Annotated in this window: 13 protein-coding genes; 6 read left to right on the plus strand and 7 right to left on the minus strand. The window is 71.0% G+C overall.

Translation table 11 applies throughout. The features are described from left to right. Positions 1–221: 221 nt before the first annotated feature. Positions 222–2,537, plus strand: a complete 2,316-nt coding sequence (locus ABLE88_RS10080; RefSeq protein ID WP_348831416.1) for a sensor histidine kinase — start codon at positions 222–224, stop codon at positions 2,535–2,537. Between the two features lie 23 nt (positions 2,538–2,560). Here the strand turns inward: ABLE88_RS10080 and ABLE88_RS10085 are convergent, their stop codons facing one another. Then, entirely contained in the window at positions 2,561–3,004 is a 444-nt protein-coding gene (locus tag ABLE88_RS10085) for a hypothetical protein (RefSeq protein ID WP_348831417.1), read from the minus strand. A 685-nt stretch (positions 3,005–3,689) separates the two neighbouring features. Here ABLE88_RS10085 and ABLE88_RS10090 point away from each other — a divergent pair. The 3 genes from ABLE88_RS10090 (at position 3,690) to ruvB (ending at position 8,625) form a co-directional block, all read left to right on the plus strand. Further along, positions 3,690–5,126: an ethanolamine ammonia-lyase reactivating factor EutA gene (locus ABLE88_RS10090; RefSeq protein WP_348831418.1), complete on the plus strand. Its 1,437-nt coding sequence runs from the start codon at positions 3,690–3,692 to the stop codon at positions 5,124–5,126. A 31-nt stretch (positions 5,127–5,157) separates the two neighbouring features. Continuing rightward, positions 5,158–7,344, plus strand: a complete 2,187-nt coding sequence (gene eutB, locus ABLE88_RS10095) for an ethanolamine ammonia-lyase subunit EutB (RefSeq protein WP_348831419.1) — start codon at positions 5,158–5,160, stop codon at positions 7,342–7,344. 234 nt (positions 7,345–7,578) lie between these two features. Next, positions 7,579–8,625: a Holliday junction branch migration DNA helicase RuvB gene (gene ruvB / locus ABLE88_RS10100; protein ID WP_348831420.1), complete on the plus strand. Its 1,047-nt coding sequence runs from the start codon at positions 7,579–7,581 to the stop codon at positions 8,623–8,625. Positions 8,626–8,673: 48 nt separating this feature from the next. On the opposite strand, the gene ABLE88_RS10105 is transcribed toward ruvB, so the two are convergent. The 3 genes from ABLE88_RS10105 to ABLE88_RS10115 all read right to left on the minus strand — a co-directional run bounded on the left by ABLE88_RS10105 (position 8,674) and on the right by ABLE88_RS10115 (position 11,759). Continuing rightward, entirely contained in the window at positions 8,674–9,006 is a 333-nt protein-coding gene (locus ABLE88_RS10105; RefSeq protein WP_348831421.1) for a type II toxin-antitoxin system ParD family antitoxin, read from the minus strand. 120 nt (positions 9,007–9,126) lie between these two features. Next, positions 9,127–10,278, minus strand: coding sequence for an alanine racemase (gene alr / locus ABLE88_RS10110; RefSeq protein ID WP_348831422.1), 1,152 nt, complete (start codon positions 10,276–10,278; stop codon positions 9,127–9,129). Next, positions 10,275–11,759 carry a replicative DNA helicase gene (locus ABLE88_RS10115; protein ID WP_348831423.1) on the minus strand — a complete coding sequence of 495 codons (1,485 nt, stop codon included), beginning with the start codon at positions 11,757–11,759 and terminating at the stop codon, positions 10,275–10,277. The genes alr and ABLE88_RS10115 overlap by 4 nt, the downstream gene beginning before the upstream one ends. Before the next feature lie 638 nt (positions 11,760–12,397). Between ABLE88_RS10115 and ABLE88_RS10120 the strand changes: the two genes are divergently transcribed. Beyond that, positions 12,398–13,282: a sulfatase-like hydrolase/transferase gene (locus ABLE88_RS10120; protein ID WP_348831424.1), complete on the plus strand. Its 885-nt coding sequence runs from the start codon at positions 12,398–12,400 to the stop codon at positions 13,280–13,282. 190 nt (positions 13,283–13,472) lie between these two features. Then, a complete protein-coding gene (locus tag ABLE88_RS10125; protein ID WP_348831425.1) occupies positions 13,473–13,856 on the plus strand; it encodes a hypothetical protein in 384 nt (127 codons plus the stop codon). Between the two features lie 36 nt (positions 13,857–13,892). Here ABLE88_RS10125 and ABLE88_RS10130 read toward each other — a convergent pair whose 3' ends face one another. The 3 genes from ABLE88_RS10130 to ABLE88_RS10140 all read right to left on the minus strand — a co-directional run bounded on the left by ABLE88_RS10130 (position 13,893) and on the right by ABLE88_RS10140 (position 17,661). After that, positions 13,893–15,326, minus strand: a complete 1,434-nt coding sequence (locus ABLE88_RS10130; RefSeq protein ID WP_348831426.1) for a mannitol dehydrogenase family protein — start codon at positions 15,324–15,326, stop codon at positions 13,893–13,895. A 131-nt stretch (positions 15,327–15,457) separates the two neighbouring features. After that, positions 15,458–16,864, minus strand: coding sequence for a glucuronate isomerase (uxaC, locus tag ABLE88_RS10135; protein ID WP_348831427.1), 1,407 nt, complete (start codon positions 16,862–16,864; stop codon positions 15,458–15,460). Between the two features lie 2 nt (positions 16,865–16,866). After that, positions 16,867–17,661, minus strand: coding sequence for a GntR family transcriptional regulator (locus ABLE88_RS10140; RefSeq protein ID WP_348831428.1), 795 nt, complete (start codon positions 17,659–17,661; stop codon positions 16,867–16,869). Positions 17,662–17,810 lie beyond the last annotated feature (149 nt).

The following is a 17,810-nucleotide window of genomic DNA, read 5'->3' on the forward strand; positions in this document are numbered from 1 at the left end:
GGGCCGGCGGGCGCCGGGTCCAGCGGGCGGCGGGGCAAGCCCGCGGCGCCCGGCCTTTTTTCACCCTTGACTCCCGCGGACTCTGGACAAAGGCCCCCCGATTCGATTCCAATGGGTCCGATTCGGAGAGATGCGGCACGTCCCTCCAGATCGAGGACGCAGGGGGCGCTGGGGCTTTAGGCCGCCCCGCAACCCCAATGGAATCCGGAGGAGAACCGGCGATGGCACGCGCCAACGCTGCGAGCGTAGGCGCGCGCGACCATGCCATCCGAGGCCTGGCACGGTCGATCGCGCGCCCAGCCTACCAGCGCCTGCTCGATGCCGAGCCGGTCCTGCGCCGGATCGTGCCTGCCCTCATCATCACCTTTCTCATGGTCATCGGCATCGGCGCCGTGGTCCAGGTGCACAGCCATCGCCTGGCGGTGATCGACGGCGCCAAGGACGACCTCGCTTTGCTCGCCCTCGCCACCGCCGACGGCGTCGCCGCCCGCGCCGGCAACGCCCCCGCCCGGGTGCCCGCCGCGCTGGCCGAGAGCCTGCCGCCGCGCGCCACCGACGCCGGACGGCGCGTCATCGTCACCGATCCGCAGGGGCGCATCCTCGCCGCTGCGCCGCGCATCGAGGCGCCGCCGGCCGACCTTGCCCAATTGCTCGATCCCGCCCAGCCGCTGGTGGTGTTCGCCGAGCGCGCCGGCGTGCTGGAGGTGCCGTTCCAGGGCGGCACCGCGCTCGCCACCGTGCGCAACCTGCCGGCCCCGCTGGGGCAGGTGATCTATGTGCAGCCGCTCGACGCGGCGCTCGCCGTCTGGTCGGATTCGACCACGCTCACCGTGACGCTGTTCGCCACCACGGGAATGGTGCTGCTCATCCTCGGCTTCTCGTTCCACTGGCAGGCGACGCGGGCGCGCGAGGCGGACCTGATCTACGACACCGTGCGCCGGCGCATCGACACCGCGCTGAACCGCGGGCGCTGCGGCATGTGGGACTGGGACATGGCGCGCGGGCGCATGTACTGGTCCGACACCATGTTCGAGATCCTCGGCCTGGAGCGCAAGGACGAGCTGATCTCGTTCGGCGAGATCGCCCGCCTGGTGCATCCCGAGGACGGCGACCTCTACGAGCTGGCCCAGGAGCTGGCCGACCGGCCCGGCGCCTCGGTGGACCGTGTGTTCCGCATGCGCACCGCCAAGGGCGACTTCGTGTGGCTCCGGATGCGCGCCGAGGTGGTGCAGCAGCCCGGCGAGGACGGCCCCCACCTCATCGGCATCGCCATGGACGTGACCGAGGCCCAGCGCATGGCCGAGCGCACGGTGACCGCCGACATGCGCCTGCGCGACGCCATCGAGAGCATCTCGGAGGCGTTCGTGCTGTGGGACAGCCAGAACCGGCTGGTGCTGTGCAATTCCAAGTTCCAGACCCTGCACGAGCTGCCGGACGACACCATCGTCTCGGGCACCCCGTTCGACGTGATCGCCTCGGTGGGGCGCCACCCGGTCACCCGCACCCCGCTGAAGCCCGAGGACAAGCCCGAGGAAGGCTCGCGCGCCTTCGAGGCGCAGCTCTCCAACGGCCGCTGGCTGAAGATCGCCGAGCGCCGCACCAAGGATGGCGGCTACGTCTCGGTGGGCACCGACATCACCACCATGAAGCGCCACGAGGAGCGCCTCATGGACAACGAGAAGCGCCTGATGGCGCTGGTGGCGGACCTGAGGAAGTCGCAGCAGACGCTGGAGCACCAGGCCCAGCAGCTCGCGGAACTCGCCGAGAAATATTCCGAGGAGCGCAACAAGGCGGAGGACGCGAACCGCGCCAAGAGCGAGTTCCTCGCCAACATGTCGCACGAATTGCGCACCCCGCTCAACGCCATCATCGGCTTCTCCGAGATCATGGAGAGCGGCATGTTCGGGCCGCTGGGCTCGGAGAAGTACGCCGAATACTGCTCCGACATCAAAGGCTCCGGCACCTATCTGCTGGACGTCATCAACGACATCCTCGACATGTCGAAGATCGAGGCCGGCCGCATGCAGCTCGAGGCCGAGGAGGTGCGGCTCGACGAGATCATCGCCGACGCCATGCGCGTCACGGCGGTGAACGGCGACGAGAAGGGCATCGCCATGACGGTGGAGGCGAGCGAGGGCCTCGCCATCCTCGGCGACCGGCGGGCGCTGAAGCAGGTGCTGCTGAACCTGCTCTCCAACGCGGTGAAGTTCACCCCCGAGGGCGGGCGCGTGGCGGTGAAGGCGCGCATCAACGGCAATGCCGCGGTGATCGCCATCGAGGACACCGGCATCGGCATCGCCCGCGACGCCATCGCCCGCATCGGCCGCCCGTTCGAGCAGGTGGAAAGCCAGTTCACCAAGACCCACAAGGGATCGGGCCTTGGCCTCGCGATCGCGAAATCCCTGGTGGAGCTGCATGGCGGCGCCATGCGCATCCGCTCGACCGAAGGGGTCGGCACCTCGGTGATCGTGCGCCTGCCGGTGGACGGGCGGGCGGCGAATTCCAACGAGAGCCCGCGCCTCGCCGCCGTGGTGTGAGGGGCCGGCAGCGACATCGGACATCAATCCTCGGCGGAAGCGCTCCCCGCGCGCAAGGCGCGAATGTCGTCGATCACGTCCTGCGGCAGCCGGTTTTCCGCCCCGGTTGCGGGGTCGCGCAGGAAAAAGCCCTCGCCCGTCCTGTAGTCGATGATCGCCCCTTCGAGCTTGTGGTGATAGTCGGGCGAGATGAGATAGATCAGATCCACGCCCTGAACGCGCCTGAGGTAGGGACGAACCTCGTCGGCCTGGGCCTGCTGATAGAAAGTGACCATCACATTTTCGAAGACGATGCCGTTATCCATGGTGTAGATGCCCCAGCCGATCGAAGGAAATTCGGGCGGGTTGTCCGGGAACGACTCGGCAAATAGAGCGCGATACTCCTCAAATCCCCGCAGGGCGTTCGCGGTGAGCGTGAAGTTGATGGAGGGGATGGGCAGGTCGGTCAGGTCGGTCGGATCGGGCATCGCCACTCACCTTCTGCGGTTGTCGTTGAGCTTCTGGCCGTGAACCACGGCTGCAGAGGGCGCGATTGCCGGGCACCCGCCGAGGATCGGTCCCTGTACCACCACGTCGCCGTGACCAAACCTATATACGCACCGGATATCGCGACCCCAGCCCAGCTGCGTGACCAAGGACCCCATCTCGACCTGCGTGACCCGAATGCGCATACCTTCGGGTACCCGCCTTGCGCCGGGCTTCGAAGCTCCGCCTCGCACCCCGGCCCACCGGCCGCCGCCTGAAGTTCCTGCGGGCAGGCGGGGCTGATCCGGATTATACTTGATTGCCCGCCTGAGCTTCAGGATGCTGACGTCCAGCGCCAGCGCTGCATGGTCCGCCCTCAGCCGGATGAGATCCCGTTCGTACGACACCTGATGCGCTCCGCCTGGATTGACGATCGGCGACGAATATATAGGAAATCTATCCTACAATCAATGGGAGCAGAATTAAAGGTGCGATCTCGATCGTCGACAGGCTGCCGCGGGGCATCTGGCGCTTGCGAGGAAGCGTCCCGGCCGCCGCAAGCTGCGCTCGGGCGGCAAATTTGATGGCAATTAATTTTCTCTGAGGGAATACTGGGGTCGATCCTCATTCTGGAGTCCGGCGCAATCTTAGCCGGGCCGAAGGGGGAGCGGAGGCGTGGGAGGCGGCGTGGCTCATGCGGGCACGGCAGGCGAGGAGGTGATGCTGGTGGGCTTCGACTTCGGCTCCACCACCTCCTCCGCCATGGCCGCGCGTGCCCGCATCGCGCTCAACTGCGCAACCGGGCGGCAGGAATTCGCCCGCCCGCGCGTGGTCTACCGCTCGGCGCCGGTGTTCACCCCGTTCCGCGCCGGCGGCGACATCGACATCGGCGCCCTGGAACTGCACATGGAGCGCTGGCTGGCGGAAGGCGGCATCGACCCGGAGGCGATCTTCTCCGGCGGCGCCATCGTCACCGGCCTCGCCAGCGAGGGCGCGAACGCGCAGGCGCTGGCGAGCCTCGTGGAGGCGCGGCTCGGCGCGGCGATCATCGCCACCGCGCGCGACCCGGCGCTCGAATCCTGGCTCGCCTTCATGGGCGCGTGCGGCGGCCTCTCGCGCGCCTGTCCCGAGCGGGCGATCCTCAATCTCGACATCGGCGGCGGCACCACCAATGCCGCGCTCGGCCAGGCCGGCGAGGTGATCGCCGCCGGCTGCCACTTCATCGGCGCGCGGCACCTGCGCTTCGAGCCGGGCGGCTACCGGCTCGCCTTCGCCGCGCGGCGCGGCCAGGCGGTGCTCGACCATCTCGGCATCACCGCCGGGGTGGGGGACGCGCTCGCGCCCGCCGAGGTCGCGGCGGTCACCGGCTTCCTGGTGCGCGCTTTGGAGGCGCTGGCGGACGGGGAGGCGGCCTTCTTCCGCGCGGAGCCGGCGGCGCTGCTGGTGGACGTGCCGCTGGCGCTGCCGCCCGGCCGGGACGCCGCCGTCACCTTCTCCGGCGGGGTGGGCGAGCTGATCTATGCCGCGGCCGCGGGCGCCGGCCTGCCGCCCACCACCGCCTTCGGCGACCTCGGCATCGACCTTGCCCGCGCGATCCTCGCCAGCGCGCGGCTCACCCGCGACCTTAGCCTCGTGCCCGAGCATGGCGGGCGCGCCACCGTGTGCGGGCTGACGCTGCATTCCACCGAGGTGTCGGGCGCCACGCTGCACCTCTGCGATGCCGTGCCGCTGCCGCTGCGCGATCTGCCCATCGTCGCCAGCCTGCCGGCCGACGCGGACCTCGCGCGGCTCAGCGCGGCGCTGGCGCTGGTGGCGCGCACCCGCGCCGGCGGCTGCATAAGGGTGAGCGGGGCGGGGGGCCTTGCCCGCTCCGCCGCCGTGAAGGCGCTCGGCGGGCGCGTGGCCGAGGCGCTCGCCGCAGCACCGCTCGATGTGGCGCGCCCGCTGGTGCTGCTGCTCGCCGACAACGCCGCCAAGGCGGTCGGCGGCTACGCCACCGATTTCGGCCGCGCCCCGGCCCCGCTCTTGGTGATCGACGAGATCCCCGAGCGCCCGGCCCAGTTCGCCCGCATCGGCAAAGCGCGCGGCGGCATGGTGCCGATCTCCTTCTACGGCCTCAACTGACGCCGGCCGAATACGCCCCGGGAGCCTGATCATGCGCCCTCTCACGCCGCTGTCCGAGATCGAGGTTCCCGCCCCGCGCCCGGACGAGACCTACGCCGTCACGCTGCTCGACCGGCGGTTCTCCTTCACCGGCCTGAAGGCGCTGCTCGGCGCCGCCGACCATCCCAAGGCCGGCGACCGCCTCGCCGGGCTCGCCGCGCGCGACGAGGTGGAGCGCGAGGCGGCGCGCACGCTCTTGGCCTCGCTGACGCTCCAGCACCTGTTCGACCGCCCGCTGACCGACGCCGACGGGCGCGTCGACGCGGTGATGCGGGTCAACTACCAGATCGACGCCGCCGCCTTCGCCGAGATCGCGCCGCTCACCCTCGGCGCGCTCAAGGACCTGCTGCTGAAGGCGCGGCCCGCGCAGGTGCGCCGCCTGGGGCTCGGCCTCACCGGCGTCATGGCGGCGGCGCTCGCCAAGCTCATGGACGTGCACGAACTGGTGCTGGTGGCGAAGAAGGCCAAGCGCGCCGCCGCCGCCCGCACGCGGGTGGGCGCGCCCGGAACGCTCTCCTCGCGCCTCCAGCCGAACCACCCCACGGACGATCTGTCCTGCGTCACCGCGCTGGTCTATGCCGGCCTGTCCATGGGCGCCGGCGACGCGCTGATCGGCCTCAACCCGGCGGTGGACACGCTCGACAACGTCACAGCCATCCTCACCCATCTCGACCGGCTGCGCCGCGAAACCGGCGCGCCGACCCAGATCTGCGTGCTCTCCCACATCAAGACCCAGCTCGCGGCGCTCGAGGCCGGCGCGCCGGTGGAGATCATGTTCCAGTCGCTCGCCGGCACCGAGCGCACGCTCACGCAGGAATTCGACGTCACCGTCGCGCTCTTGGACGCGGCCTGCGCGGCCATGGCCGCCAAGGGGCCGCTCGGGCCCGGCTGCCAGTTCATGTATTTCGAGACCGGCCAGGGCTCCGAGCTCACCTACGGCAAGCACGAGGGCATCGACATGGCCACCTGCGAGGCTCTCTGCTACGGCCTCGCGCGGCGCTACGACCCATTCATGGTGAACAACGTCACCGGCTTCATCGGCCCGGAGACCCACCGCGACAATTTCGAGATGATCGTCTCCAACCTGCAGGACCACTTCATGGGCAAGCTCATGGGCCTGCCCATGGGCATGGCGCCCTGCTACACGCTGCACTCCGAGATCACCATGGAGGGCCAGCAGGTGGCGACCGGCCTGCTCGCCGCGGCGGGCGCCAACTTCTTCATGGACGTGTATCTGTCCACCGACCGGATGCTGGCTTATTTCGACACATCGGGCCACGACGACCAGACCTTGCGCGAGATCCACGGCCTCACGCCGGCGCCGGAATTCCTCGCCTGGGCGCTGGCGCGCGGCATCTTCGCCGAGGAGGAGGGGGAGGTGGTGCGCGGCCCGAACTGGGGCGACCCGCGCCTGTTCTGCGCCTCGCAGATGGAGTTCGAGCGCCTGGCGCGCACCGTGCCCGGCGCCCACGGCTTCGAGAGCGCCGGCCCGCGCCCGGCGGACAAGGTCTCGCGGGCGGTGAAGGCGAACCTCGCCATCGCCCGGGAGGCGATCCACGCCGACCTCGACCCGGCCCGGCTCGGCGGCATGGCGTTCCGCCGCATCGCCTCGCGGGCGCACGACCGGGCGGCGCACCTCAGCCACCCCGACATCGGCGCCGACCTCGACGCCGCCGACCTCGCCCACCTCTCGCCCGAGGACCGCGACGTCCAGATCGTCGTCTCGGACGGCCTCTCGGCGGAAGCGGTGCACCACAATGTGCCGGACCTCGTGCCGGTGCTCATGGACGGGCTGGAGCGTTCCGGCGTCAGTCTCGGCGTGCCGGCACTGGTGCCGTTCGGCCGCGTGAAGGTCGCCGAGCCCATCGGCGACGCGCTCCGGGCCAAGCTTGTGGTGACGCTGATCGGCGAGCGGCCGGGCGGCGACGCGCGCGCCTCGCGCTCCATGTCCGCCTATCTCGCCTTCCGCATCGCCGACGAGGAGACCCGGGCGCGGGCCGCGGCATTCTCCGGCAACCCGGCCGTCCGCTATGAGTATTCGGTGATCTCCAACATCTATGACGGCGGCCTGCCGCCGGTGGAGGCGGCGAGCGTGATCGTCGAGAAGGCGCTGCAGATCCTCGCCCACAAGGCCGCCGGCAATCGGCTGGAGCGCCTTCTGGCGGCGCGCGCCGCCTGAGGGGGGCAGAGCCGGGGCCGACGAGGGCGCAACGCGGCGCCCCTCCCCGCAAGGGGGAGGGGAGGTTCGGACAAGCGGCCAGCGCTGGAACCCGCCCCGTCCCCGCATTGGCCCTTCGTCCACCGAGGCGCTAGCATCCGGCCCGACGAGTCGCGAAGGGAAGGGCCGGGGCCGGCCCGACGAAGACAGCGTCCATGAAAGCCCAGATGAGAACGCGCGGATGAGAAAGCGCCGATGACCACCCGCCTCATCTCCGGCGAGAAGCGCGGCGACGACGCCGACGCGACGCTGCGCCCGCAATATCTCGCCGACTTCACCGGCCAGGCGCAGGCGCGCGCCAATCTGGAAGTGTTCATCAAGGCGGCGCGGGCGCGCGGCGAGGCGCTCGACCACGTGCTGTTCGTCGGCCCGCCCGGCCTCGGCAAGACCACGCTCGCCCAGATCATGGCGCGCGAGATGGGGGTGGGCTTCCGCTCCACCTCCGGCCCGGTGATCGCCAAGGCCGGGGATCTGGCCGCCATCCTCACCAATCTGGAAGAGCGCGACGTGCTCTTCATCGACGAGATCCACCGTCTCTCCCCCGCGGTGGAGGAAATCCTCTATCCGGCCATGGAGGATTACGAGCTCGACCTCGTCATCGGCGAGGGGCCGGCGGCGCGCTCGGTGAAGATCGCGCTGCCCAAGTTCACCCTGGTGGGCGCCACCACGCGCTCGGGCCTGCTCACGACGCCGCTGCGCGACCGCTTCGGCATTCCCGTGCGGCTCGGCTTCTACACCGTGGAGGAGCTGGAATTCATCGTCACCCGCGGCGCGCGGGTCCTGGGCATTCCCATCGTGCCGGAGGGCGCCACCGAGATCGCCCGCCGCGCCCGCGGCACGCCGCGCATCGCCGGGCGGCTGCTGCGCCGGGTGCGCGATTTCGCGCTGGTGGCGGAGGCCGAGGCCATCGACCGCGCCGTCGCCGACCGGGCGCTGCTGGCGCTGGAGGTGGACGCGGCCGGGCTCGACGCCATGGACCGGCGCTATCTGACGGTGATCGCCGAATTCTATGCCGGCGGCCCGGTGGGCGTGGACACGCTCGCGGCGGCGCTGTCGGAGCCGCGCGACGCCATCGAGGAGATCGTCGAGCCGTTTCTGGTGCAGAAGGGGTTCATCCAGCGCACCCCGCGCGGGCGGATGCTCACCGCGCTCGCCTTCCGCCATCTCGGTTTGCCGGAACCGGAGGCGCCGGCGCGCGATGGCGCGGCGCTGCCGCTGTTCGACCAGGGCGACGACGCCTGAGCCGGTGCCGGCCGGTGGGAATCGGCGGACGGGATCGGCGCGCCGGGATCAGCAGGCTTGCTTGAGGGCGGCCGCGCGCGGATGGGCGGCGATCAGGCGCTCGATCTCGTCGAGCAGATCGGTGTCGCAGGGGCCGGCCACGTCCGCGCCGCCGTCACCGTCCGCGGCGCAGTCGTCCTCGGCGATCAGCGCATCGTGCAATGCGGTCAGCTGATCGAGCCGCTCGCGTTCGCGCATTTCCAGCAGCGTGAGGGCGGCGCCGATCACGCTCTCCTGCGCCTCGTAGCGTCCCGATGCGATCAGGCGATCGACCAAGGCCAATTGTTCTTGGGACAGTGCGAATCGAATCACCATGACCTCCCCCGCATCCGCCGGTAGCATAGACACGACCGGATTCCACGGTCGAGCGGGAAGTCGCGGGTGACTGCCCCGAAAGCACTCGAAGATCGAATCCTTTCTGTTAATGAGAGGTTAATTTCCTGTGGACGTCTTCCGGCAGGGTCATTCGCCCAGGTAGCGGCGCAGGTGACGCGCGCCGAGCGCGGTCAGCACCTCGTAGCCGATGGTCCCGGCCTTGGCGGCGAGCTCGTCGATGCCGATGCCTTCGCCGAGGAAGGTGGCCATGGCGCCGCGCTCGACCGCGCCGGCGGGCAGATCGGTGACGTCCAGCGTGGCGAGGTCCATGGAGACGCGGCCCACCAGCGGGCAGCGGGTGCCGGCGACGATGGCCTGCGCGCCCTTGCGGGCGTCGGTGGAGCCGGCGGCGCGGAACAGGCCGTCCGCATAGCCGAGGGCGACGGTGGCGATGCGGCTGCGGCGCTTCACGCGCTCGGCCGCGCCGTAGCCGACAGTGGCGCCGCGCTCCACGTCGCGCACCTGGAGCACGCGGGCATCGAGCCGCACCACGCTCTTCAAGGGCGGTACGCCGGAGACCGCGACGCCGCCATAAAGGAAGATGCCCGGCCGCACGAGGTCGAAGCGGAAGTCGCGGCCGCAGAGCGTGCCGGCGGAATTGGCGAGCGAGGCCTTGATGCCCGGGAAGCGGCGCGCCACGTCGGTGAAGATCTTCAACTGCCGGCCGGTGAGCGGGTGGCCCGGCGTGTCGGCGCAGGCGAGATGGCTCATCAGAAGGCTCGGTTCGAAGCCCAGCAGGCGCCGGTTGTCCGACAGCCGCACCGCGTCCTCCAGCGCGAGGCCGAGCCGCTCCATGCCGGTGTCCACGTGGATCGCCGCCGGATGGCGCTTGCCCTCGGCGCGGCAGAAGTCGCTCCAGTCGGAGATTTCCGGCACCGAGCCGAGCACCGGGCGCAGCCGGTCGGCCGCGAGCGCTTGCGCGGTGCCGGGCATCAGGCCGTTGAGCACGTAGATGACGGCGTCCGGCAGCAGCGCGCGCAGGCGCGTGCCCTCGTTGAGATGGGCGACGAAGAAGGTGAGCGCGCCGGCGCGCCACAGCGCCGGGGCGACGCGCTCGACGCCGAGGCCATAGGCGTCGGCCTTCACCACCGCGGCGCATTCCGCCGGGGCGGCGAGGGCGGACAGCGTGCGCCAATTCTCGACGATGGCGGCAAGGTCGATCGTCAGCACCGCGCTGGCGCGGCGCAGCGCGTCCGCGCGCGCGGCCGCCTCCTCCGGGGTGGGGGCGGGCCCGCTCACCGGTGCTCCGGCAGGCGGTCCTCCCGCGCCAGGTTCGAGAAGCGGGTGAACTGGGGCTCGAAATGCACCTTCACGGTCCCGGTCGGGCCGTGGCGCTGCTTGCCGATGATGACCTCGGCCATGTTTTCGGCCGCCTTCATCTCGATCTCCCACTTGAACCACTCCTCGGAGCCCTGCTTCGGTTCCTTGTTCTTAAGGTAATACTCCTCGCGGAACACGAACATGACCACGTCCGCATCCTGCTCGATCGAGCCGGATTCACGAAGGTCGGAGAGCTGCGGCCTCTTGTCGTCCCGGCTCTCCACCTGGCGCGAGAGCTGGGACAGCGCCATGATCGGCACGTTCAGCTCCTTGGCCAGCGCCTTGAGGCCGGTGGTGATCTCGGTGATCTCCTGCACCCGGCCCTGGGACGAGCTCTTGGAGGAGCCGGAGAGCAGCTGGAGATAGTCCACCACCATGAAGTCGAGCCCGCGCTGGCGCTTCAGCCGCCGCGCCCGGGCCACCAATTGGGCGATGGAGATGCCGCCGGTGTCGTCGATATAGAGCGGGATCACCTGCATGGTCTGGGCGGCGGCGGCGAGCTTGGAGAACTCGGCCTCCGAGATGTCGCCGCGGCGGATCTTGTAGGACGGGATCTCGGCCTGCTCGGCGAGGATGCGGGTGGCGAGCTGCTCGGCGCTCATTTCCAGCGAGAAGAAGCCGACGATGCCGCCCGACAGCGTCTCGGTGGCGCCGTCCGGCCGGGTCTCGCCGCGATAGGCGGCGGCGATGTTGAAGGCGATGTTGGTGGCGAGCGCGGTCTTGCCCATGCCGGGGCGGCCGGCGAGGATCACGAGGTCGGAGGGCTGGAGCCCGCCCATCTGGTGGTCGAGGTCGTCGAGCCCCATGGCGATGCCGGACAGGTGCCCGTCGCGCTGGAACGCCTTGGAGGCCATGTCCACCGCCTCGCGCAGCGCCTCGCCGAAGCGCTGGAAGCCGCCGTCGTAGCGCCCGGTCTCGGCGATCTCGTAAAGCCGCTTCTCGGCCTCCTCGATCTGGTGCTGGGGGGTGGCGTCGACCGGGGCGTCATAGGCCTCGTTGACGATCTCCTCGCCGATGCGGATCAGATCGCGCCGCACCGAGAGGTCGTAGATGGTGCGCCCGTAATCCTCGGCATTGATGATGGTGGTCGCCTCCGCCGCGAGGCGGGCGAGGTATTGCGGTCCGGTGAGGCCGGCGACGTCGAGGTCGGCGGGCAGGAAGGTCTTCAGCGTCACCGGGGTGGCGAGCTTGCCGGCGCGGATCAGCGCCCCCGAGAGCTCGAACACCTTGGCGTGGATCGGCTCGTAGAAGTGGCGCGGCTCGAGGAAATCGGAGACCCGGTAGAAGGCCTCGTTGTTCACCAGGACGGCGCCCAGCAGCGCCTGTTCCGCCTCCACGTTGTGGGGCGCCTGGCGGTAGGTCTGTGCGATGTCGCCTTGGCGGGCGGGAAGGTCGAGCATGGGGCCCTCCGCTGTTGAGCCCATGATGTAGCAGATGGTGGGACGCGATCTCCAGAGCGAAGCGGTGTTCACCGGCGCGCCGGGTGGCTTTCCCCAGGTCCTGTTTCTGATTGGGTGGGAACAGCGGGGATAACGGGCAGGGCCGACGATTGGCCCCCCCCGGATGGTGGCGGAGCGCGTCTCCCCTTCGTCCGGAGCAGGGGTGAGTCGGAGCCGACGCCCGGTAGCCGCGCGCCCCCCCGCCCCCCGCCCCTCTCCGCAAGGGGGAGGGGCGCCGCCTCGCGTCATAGGTCGCGTCCGTCGCCCGCCGCCGCCGGCTGGCTCTGAACTGCCGCCGCCCGATTTGCCACCCCTCCCTTTTGTGGGGAGGGGCAGGGGTGGGGGTGTCGGACCGCCCGCGAAAGGCCTCGCCCCCGGCGGGCGACAGGATTTGGGCGACGCGGTGTGCTTCCTCGCCAGCGCGCGCCTCCTACATCACCGGCTCGATGATCCGGGTGGACGGCGGGCAGAATCCGAGCCTGTGACGCTTTGGATACCGTCGCGGAATAGTTCAGGGCGCACATTTGTCCTTGCGGCATGCCGCATAGTCAGTCAGATGGAAAGGATCAGGCGGCACTGGCGATGGGAGGCCATCGGAAATGTTCTCCGCCCGGCGTGGCATCACACCGGACAGCGTGCTGTTCGTCACCCTAGATTCCTGCCGCTACGACACCTATGCCGCCGCCCGCACGCCGGCCATCGACGCCGTCTCCGCGCTGTTCAAGGCGCAGGCGCCCTCGCATTTCACCTATGCCTCCCATGCCGCCATGTTCACCGGCTTCACGCCCGGCATCGCCGAACTGGCGGTGCCGTTCCTGAACCCCAAGTTCGCACGCCTGTTCAGGCTCGGCCGGGCCGGCCATGCCGGGCGCGCCACGCCGGGCTTCCTGGTGGAGGGCGACGACATCATCGCCGGCTTTCGCAAAGCGGGCTACCACACGGTGGGGACCGGGGCGGCGGGATGGTTCGATTCCTCAAGCCTCGTCTCAGCCCGACTGACGCGCAATTTCAAGCATTTCCGCTTCACCGGCGAGAAGGGGGTGCGCCACCAGCTCGAATTCGTCGAGACCTCCCTCGCCCGGCGGCGGCGCGACGACGCGTTCGTGTTCATCAATGTGGGCGAGACCCATGTGCCCTACCATTTCGAGGGCGCGCCGTGGCCGGCCGCGGACAATCCCTGCGTGCCGTTCCAGAGCGTGGACCGTGCCGCCGAGTGCCGCGCGCGCCAGCGCCAGTGCCTCGAATATGTGGACGACGTGCTGGCGCCGCTGCTCGCGCGCTTCGCCGACGCAACGGTGCTGGTGTGCGCCGACCACGGCGACTGCTGGGGCGAGGACGGGCTGTGGGAGCACGGCGTCAGCCATCCCATGACGCTCACCGTGCCGCTGCTGCTGCGCTATCGCGGCAAGCCGGTGGAGGAGGTGGTCGAACTGCCCGAGGCGTACCGCGTGCGGCGCGCCGGCGGAATGGCGGCTGCGAGCTAGCGCCGCCCCCCGGCGACGGCGACGCCGCGGCGCGCGCGGCCGCGCCCGCCATGGGCGGAGCCGGATCGTCACGGCCGCGGACATCCTGCCGCGTCATCGATCGCGACGGCAAGGACGACCGCCGGGAGCAGCAGGCGCTTCCCTCCGGTCGCATCGCGCTCTAAATGGGGCCGCTCACGGGGAGGGGACCATGCGTTCGATCATTCTGGCGGCCGCGCTCATCATGCCGGCCGCGGCGCTGGCGCAGGATGCGCTCATGCCGCCGCCGGACCTCGGCGCGCAAGGCGTGCCGGTGCCGCCGGACGGCACGGCGATCTATGGCGGCGCGCCGCCCTCCGGCTACATGGCGATCCCGGTGCCGCCCGCCACCTGCGGCCCGCTCGCCGCCATGGTGCAGCGCAACGGCTTCGTGCTGATCCCCACCGGCGGCGGCAACGCCCAGCGCTATGTGCGCGACCAGTCGCTGTGCCAGGAGGACCAGGTGGGCTCCCCCGCCTGGGTGCCCACCGACGACAATCCGCGCTGCTTCATCGGCTACACCTGCGACGAGGCGGACAACGACGGCGGCAACTGAGCCGCCCCCGCGCCCGGCAGCGGGGCTTGGGCCGGCTCAGCGGGTGACCAGGCGGCCGACGGCGCCGGCGGCGCCGCCGCGCAGAAGGTCGTCGAGCGCGGCGGTGACGGCGCCGGAAAAGCGCGGATCGGCGGGCAGGTCCGCCCCGAACACCTCGCGCACCGCGAGCAGAGCGGGGGCGAGCCGGTCGGCGGCGAGCCCGGCCTCGTCGGCGCGCGCGCGCAGCTTGGCCGCGAGCGGGTCGCGCACGTCGATGGCGCCGCCCTGCTCGTCGCGGCCGGCGACATAGCGCATCCAGCCGGCGATGGCCAAAGCGAGGAAGTCGATGGACGCGTCCGCCGCCAGCCGGTCGCGCGCGGTGGCGATGAGGCGCTGGGGCAGCTTCTGCGAGCCGTCCATGGCGATCTGCCAGGTGCGGTGCCGGAGCGCCGGATTGCGGAAGCGTTCCCGCAGCGCGCGCTTGTAGCCCTCGATGTCGGCGCCCGGCGGCACTGTCAGGGTGGGGGTGATCTCCTCGTCCTGCAGGCGCTCGACGAGGCGGGCGAACGGCGGGTCCGCCATCGCGTCGGCGATATGTTCGTGCCCGGCGAGAAAACCGAGATAGGCCAGGGTGGAATGGGCGCCGTTGAGCAGCCGCAGCTTCATGTGCTCGTAGGGGGCGACGTCCGCCACCATCTGCGCGCCCACCTCCTCCAGCGGCGGGCGGCCCGCGGGGAAGCGGTCCTCGATCACCCACTGGCTGAACGGCTCGGCCATCACCGGCCAGGCGTCGGCGACGCCGAGCGCGCCGGCCACCAAGGCGCGGTCGGCGTCGGTGGTGGCGGGCACGATGCGGTCCACCATGGTGGAGGGGAAGGCCACCTCGCCGGCTACGAACCGTCCGAGGTCCGGGTCGCGCAGCGCCGCGAGGCGGGCGGTGACGCGCGCCACGGTTTCGCCGTTCGCCGGCAGGTTGTCGCAGCACAGGACGGTGAAGGGGCGGGTGCCGGCGGCGCGGCGGCGGGCGAGCGCCTCCACCAGGAAGCCAGGCGCGCTCCTCGGGCGAAGGGGGCTCGCAAGGTCCGCGCGGATGTCGGGATGCGCCGCGTCGAGGGTGCCGCTCGCCGGGTCGTGGCAATAGCCCTTCTCGGTCACGGTGAGGGTGACGATGCGCACCTTGGGGTCGCACATCGTCGTCAGCAGCGCCTCGGGGTCGCGCGGGGCGACCAGGAGCCGGCGCAGCGATCCCACCACACGCAGCGCGTCGCCCGCGCCCGAGCGCACGGCGAGGGTGTAGAGGCCGTCCTGCGGGGCGAGCGCGTCGAACGTGTCGGGCGCCCTGAGGCTCGCGCCGGCGATGGCCCAGCCTTTGGCGCCCCGCGCCATCACCTCGTCGAGATAGACCGCCTGGTGCGCCCGGTGGAAGGCGCCGACGCCCAGATGCACCACGCCCACCTCGGCCGCCGCCACGTCATAGCCCGGCCGCGCCACGGCGGCGGGCCGGCTGCCGAGCGTCTCCAGCGACAGGCGCGCCGGCCTTTCCCTTTGCCCCGACGCGAACCCCTCCCCCGGGTGGGGCGGGGCAGGGGTGGGGGTGTCGCCACCGTGTGGACCGCCGCCGCTCACAGCTTGTAGGCCCGCTTCGCGAGCCCGTAGGCCAGCTCCCGCGCCACCTCCACTGCCTCGTCCTCGTCGAGCCGGTGCTCGCAGACGAGCTTCGCGAGGAAGCCGCAATCGATGCGCCGGGCCACGTCGTGCCGGGCCGGGATGGAGGGGAAGGCGCGGGTGTCGTCGTTGAAGCCGACGGTGTTGTAGAAGCCGGCGGTCTCCGTGGTCATCTCGCGGAACCGCCGCATGCCCTCCGGGCTGTCGTGGAACCACCAGGCCGGCCCGAGTCGGAGCGCCGGATAGTGCCCGGCGAGGGGCGCGAGCTCGCGGGCATAGGCGGTCTCGTCCAGCGTGAACAGGATGACGGTGAGGTCCTTGTCGTTGCCGAAGCGCTCCAGCAGCGGGCGCAGCGCGCGCACGTAATCGGTGGCGGTCGGCACGTCCGCCCCCATGTCGCGGCCGTGGCGGGCGAAGATGGCGCCGTTGTGGTTGCGCAGCGCGCCCGGATGGATCTGCAGCACCAGGCCGTCGTCGCGGCTCATGGCCGCCATCTCGGTGAGCATCTGGCCGCGGAACAGCTCGGCGTCCTGCGCCGACACCAAGCCGTTGCCGGTGACGCGCCGGAACAGCGCCTCCGCCTCGCTGGGGGGAAGGTCGAAGGTGGCGGCGGTGGGGTGGCCGTGGTCGGTGGAGGTGGCGCCGAAGCTCTTGAAGAAGGCCCGGCGCTTGCGGTGGGCGTCGAGGTAGCCCCGATAGGAGAAGGTGTCCTCGCCGGTCAGCGCGCCGAGCCGGGCGAGGTTGTCGCGGAAGCCCTCGAACTGCGGGTCGACCACCGGGTCCGGCCGGTAGGCGGTGACGACGCGCCCGCCCCATCCCGATTGGCGGATCATGGCGTGCCATTTGAGGTCGTCGAGCGGGCTCTCGGTGGTGGCGATCACCTCGATGTTGAATCGCTCGAACAGAGCGCGCGGGCGGAAATCGTCGCGGGCGAGGTGCGCGGCGATGGTATCGTAATAGGTGTCCGCATTGGCGGGGCCGAGCCGCTGCGTGAGCCCGAACAGGGTTGCGAAGGCATGGTCGAGCCACAGGCGCGTCGGGGTGCCGCGAAACAGGTGATAATGGGCCGCGAACAGACGGAAGATGGCGCGCCCGTCCTGCTCGCTCGCGCCGCCGTCCCGGCGCGGCACGCCGAGCGCCTCGAGCGGCACGCCCTGGCTAAAGAGCATGCGGAAGACATAGTGGTCGGGCACCACGAACAGCCGGGCGGGATCGGGAAAAGGGGCATTTTCCGCATACCATCTCGGGTCGGTGTGACCATGCGGCGAGACGATGGGAAGCCCCTCGACCTCGCCCAGCAGGCGCCGCGCCACGGCACGGACATTGGGATCGGCCGGCAGCAGGCGGTCGGGATGATTGAGCATTCTCAAAGGGTCCTGATGCGGGGGGCGGGCGGATCGCCCGCCGCGTCGGCGAGAATTTCGGTCTCGGCGAAATAGTCCGGATAGGTCTCGACCAGCCCGGCGACGCTCGGGATCACCCGGCCGAGATGGGCCGCGACCGCCGCCTCGGCGGCGTCGGCCTCGCCGGCGGCGATCGCCTCGAGGATGGCGGCGTGCTCGGCGATCACGCTGGCGCGCCGATCGACCGCAGGCAGAGTGAGCAGCCGGCAGCGGTCCACATGCGCCTTCTCCTGCCGGATCACGCGCCAGATGTTGGGGTGCCCCGCCAGCTCGGCGATGGCCTGGTGGAAGGCCTCGTCGGCGGCGTGGAAGGCGGCGAGGTCGCCGGCCCGGTGGGCGCTGCGCTGGCGCGCCACCAGCTCGCGCAGATCGGCGAGCAGCGCCTTGCGCGCCTTCTCGGGCGTGCCCGCGACCTTGAGCGCCGCCTCGCGCACGGCGGTGCGCTCCAGCGATTGGCGGATCACCATGGCGTCGCGCACCGAGGGCACCGAGATGCGCGAGACGAAGGTGCCGTACTGGGGGAAGATGTCCACCAGCCGCTCGTCGGCGAGCTTCAGGATCGCCTCGCGCACCGGCGTGCGGGAGACCCCGTAGGCGAGGGCGATCTGCTTTTCCTGGAGCGCGGCGCCGGGGGTGAGCGCCATGGCGATGATCTGCTCGCGCAGCGCCTCGTGGATGCGCGCCGAGGCGGGGATGGCGCGGACGTTCTCGGCCCGTCCGGAAGCGCCCTTCGCAGAAACCTTGCGCGTCACGTCCACGGCGCCTCGCCCCTCCTGTGCACCGCCTGTCGCGGCGTCCTCGCGCCGCGCCCGCGGGCCGGACCGGGCCGAAGCGCGGCGGGCGGCTCTTGCGGATGCTTCGATACTAATATATTAGCATATCAACAACGTCAACGCGGGGCGCCCGC

It is taken from the genome of Xanthobacter luteus (assembly GCF_040049235.1).
Classification (GTDB): Bacteria; Pseudomonadota; Alphaproteobacteria; order Rhizobiales; family Xanthobacteraceae; genus Xanthobacter.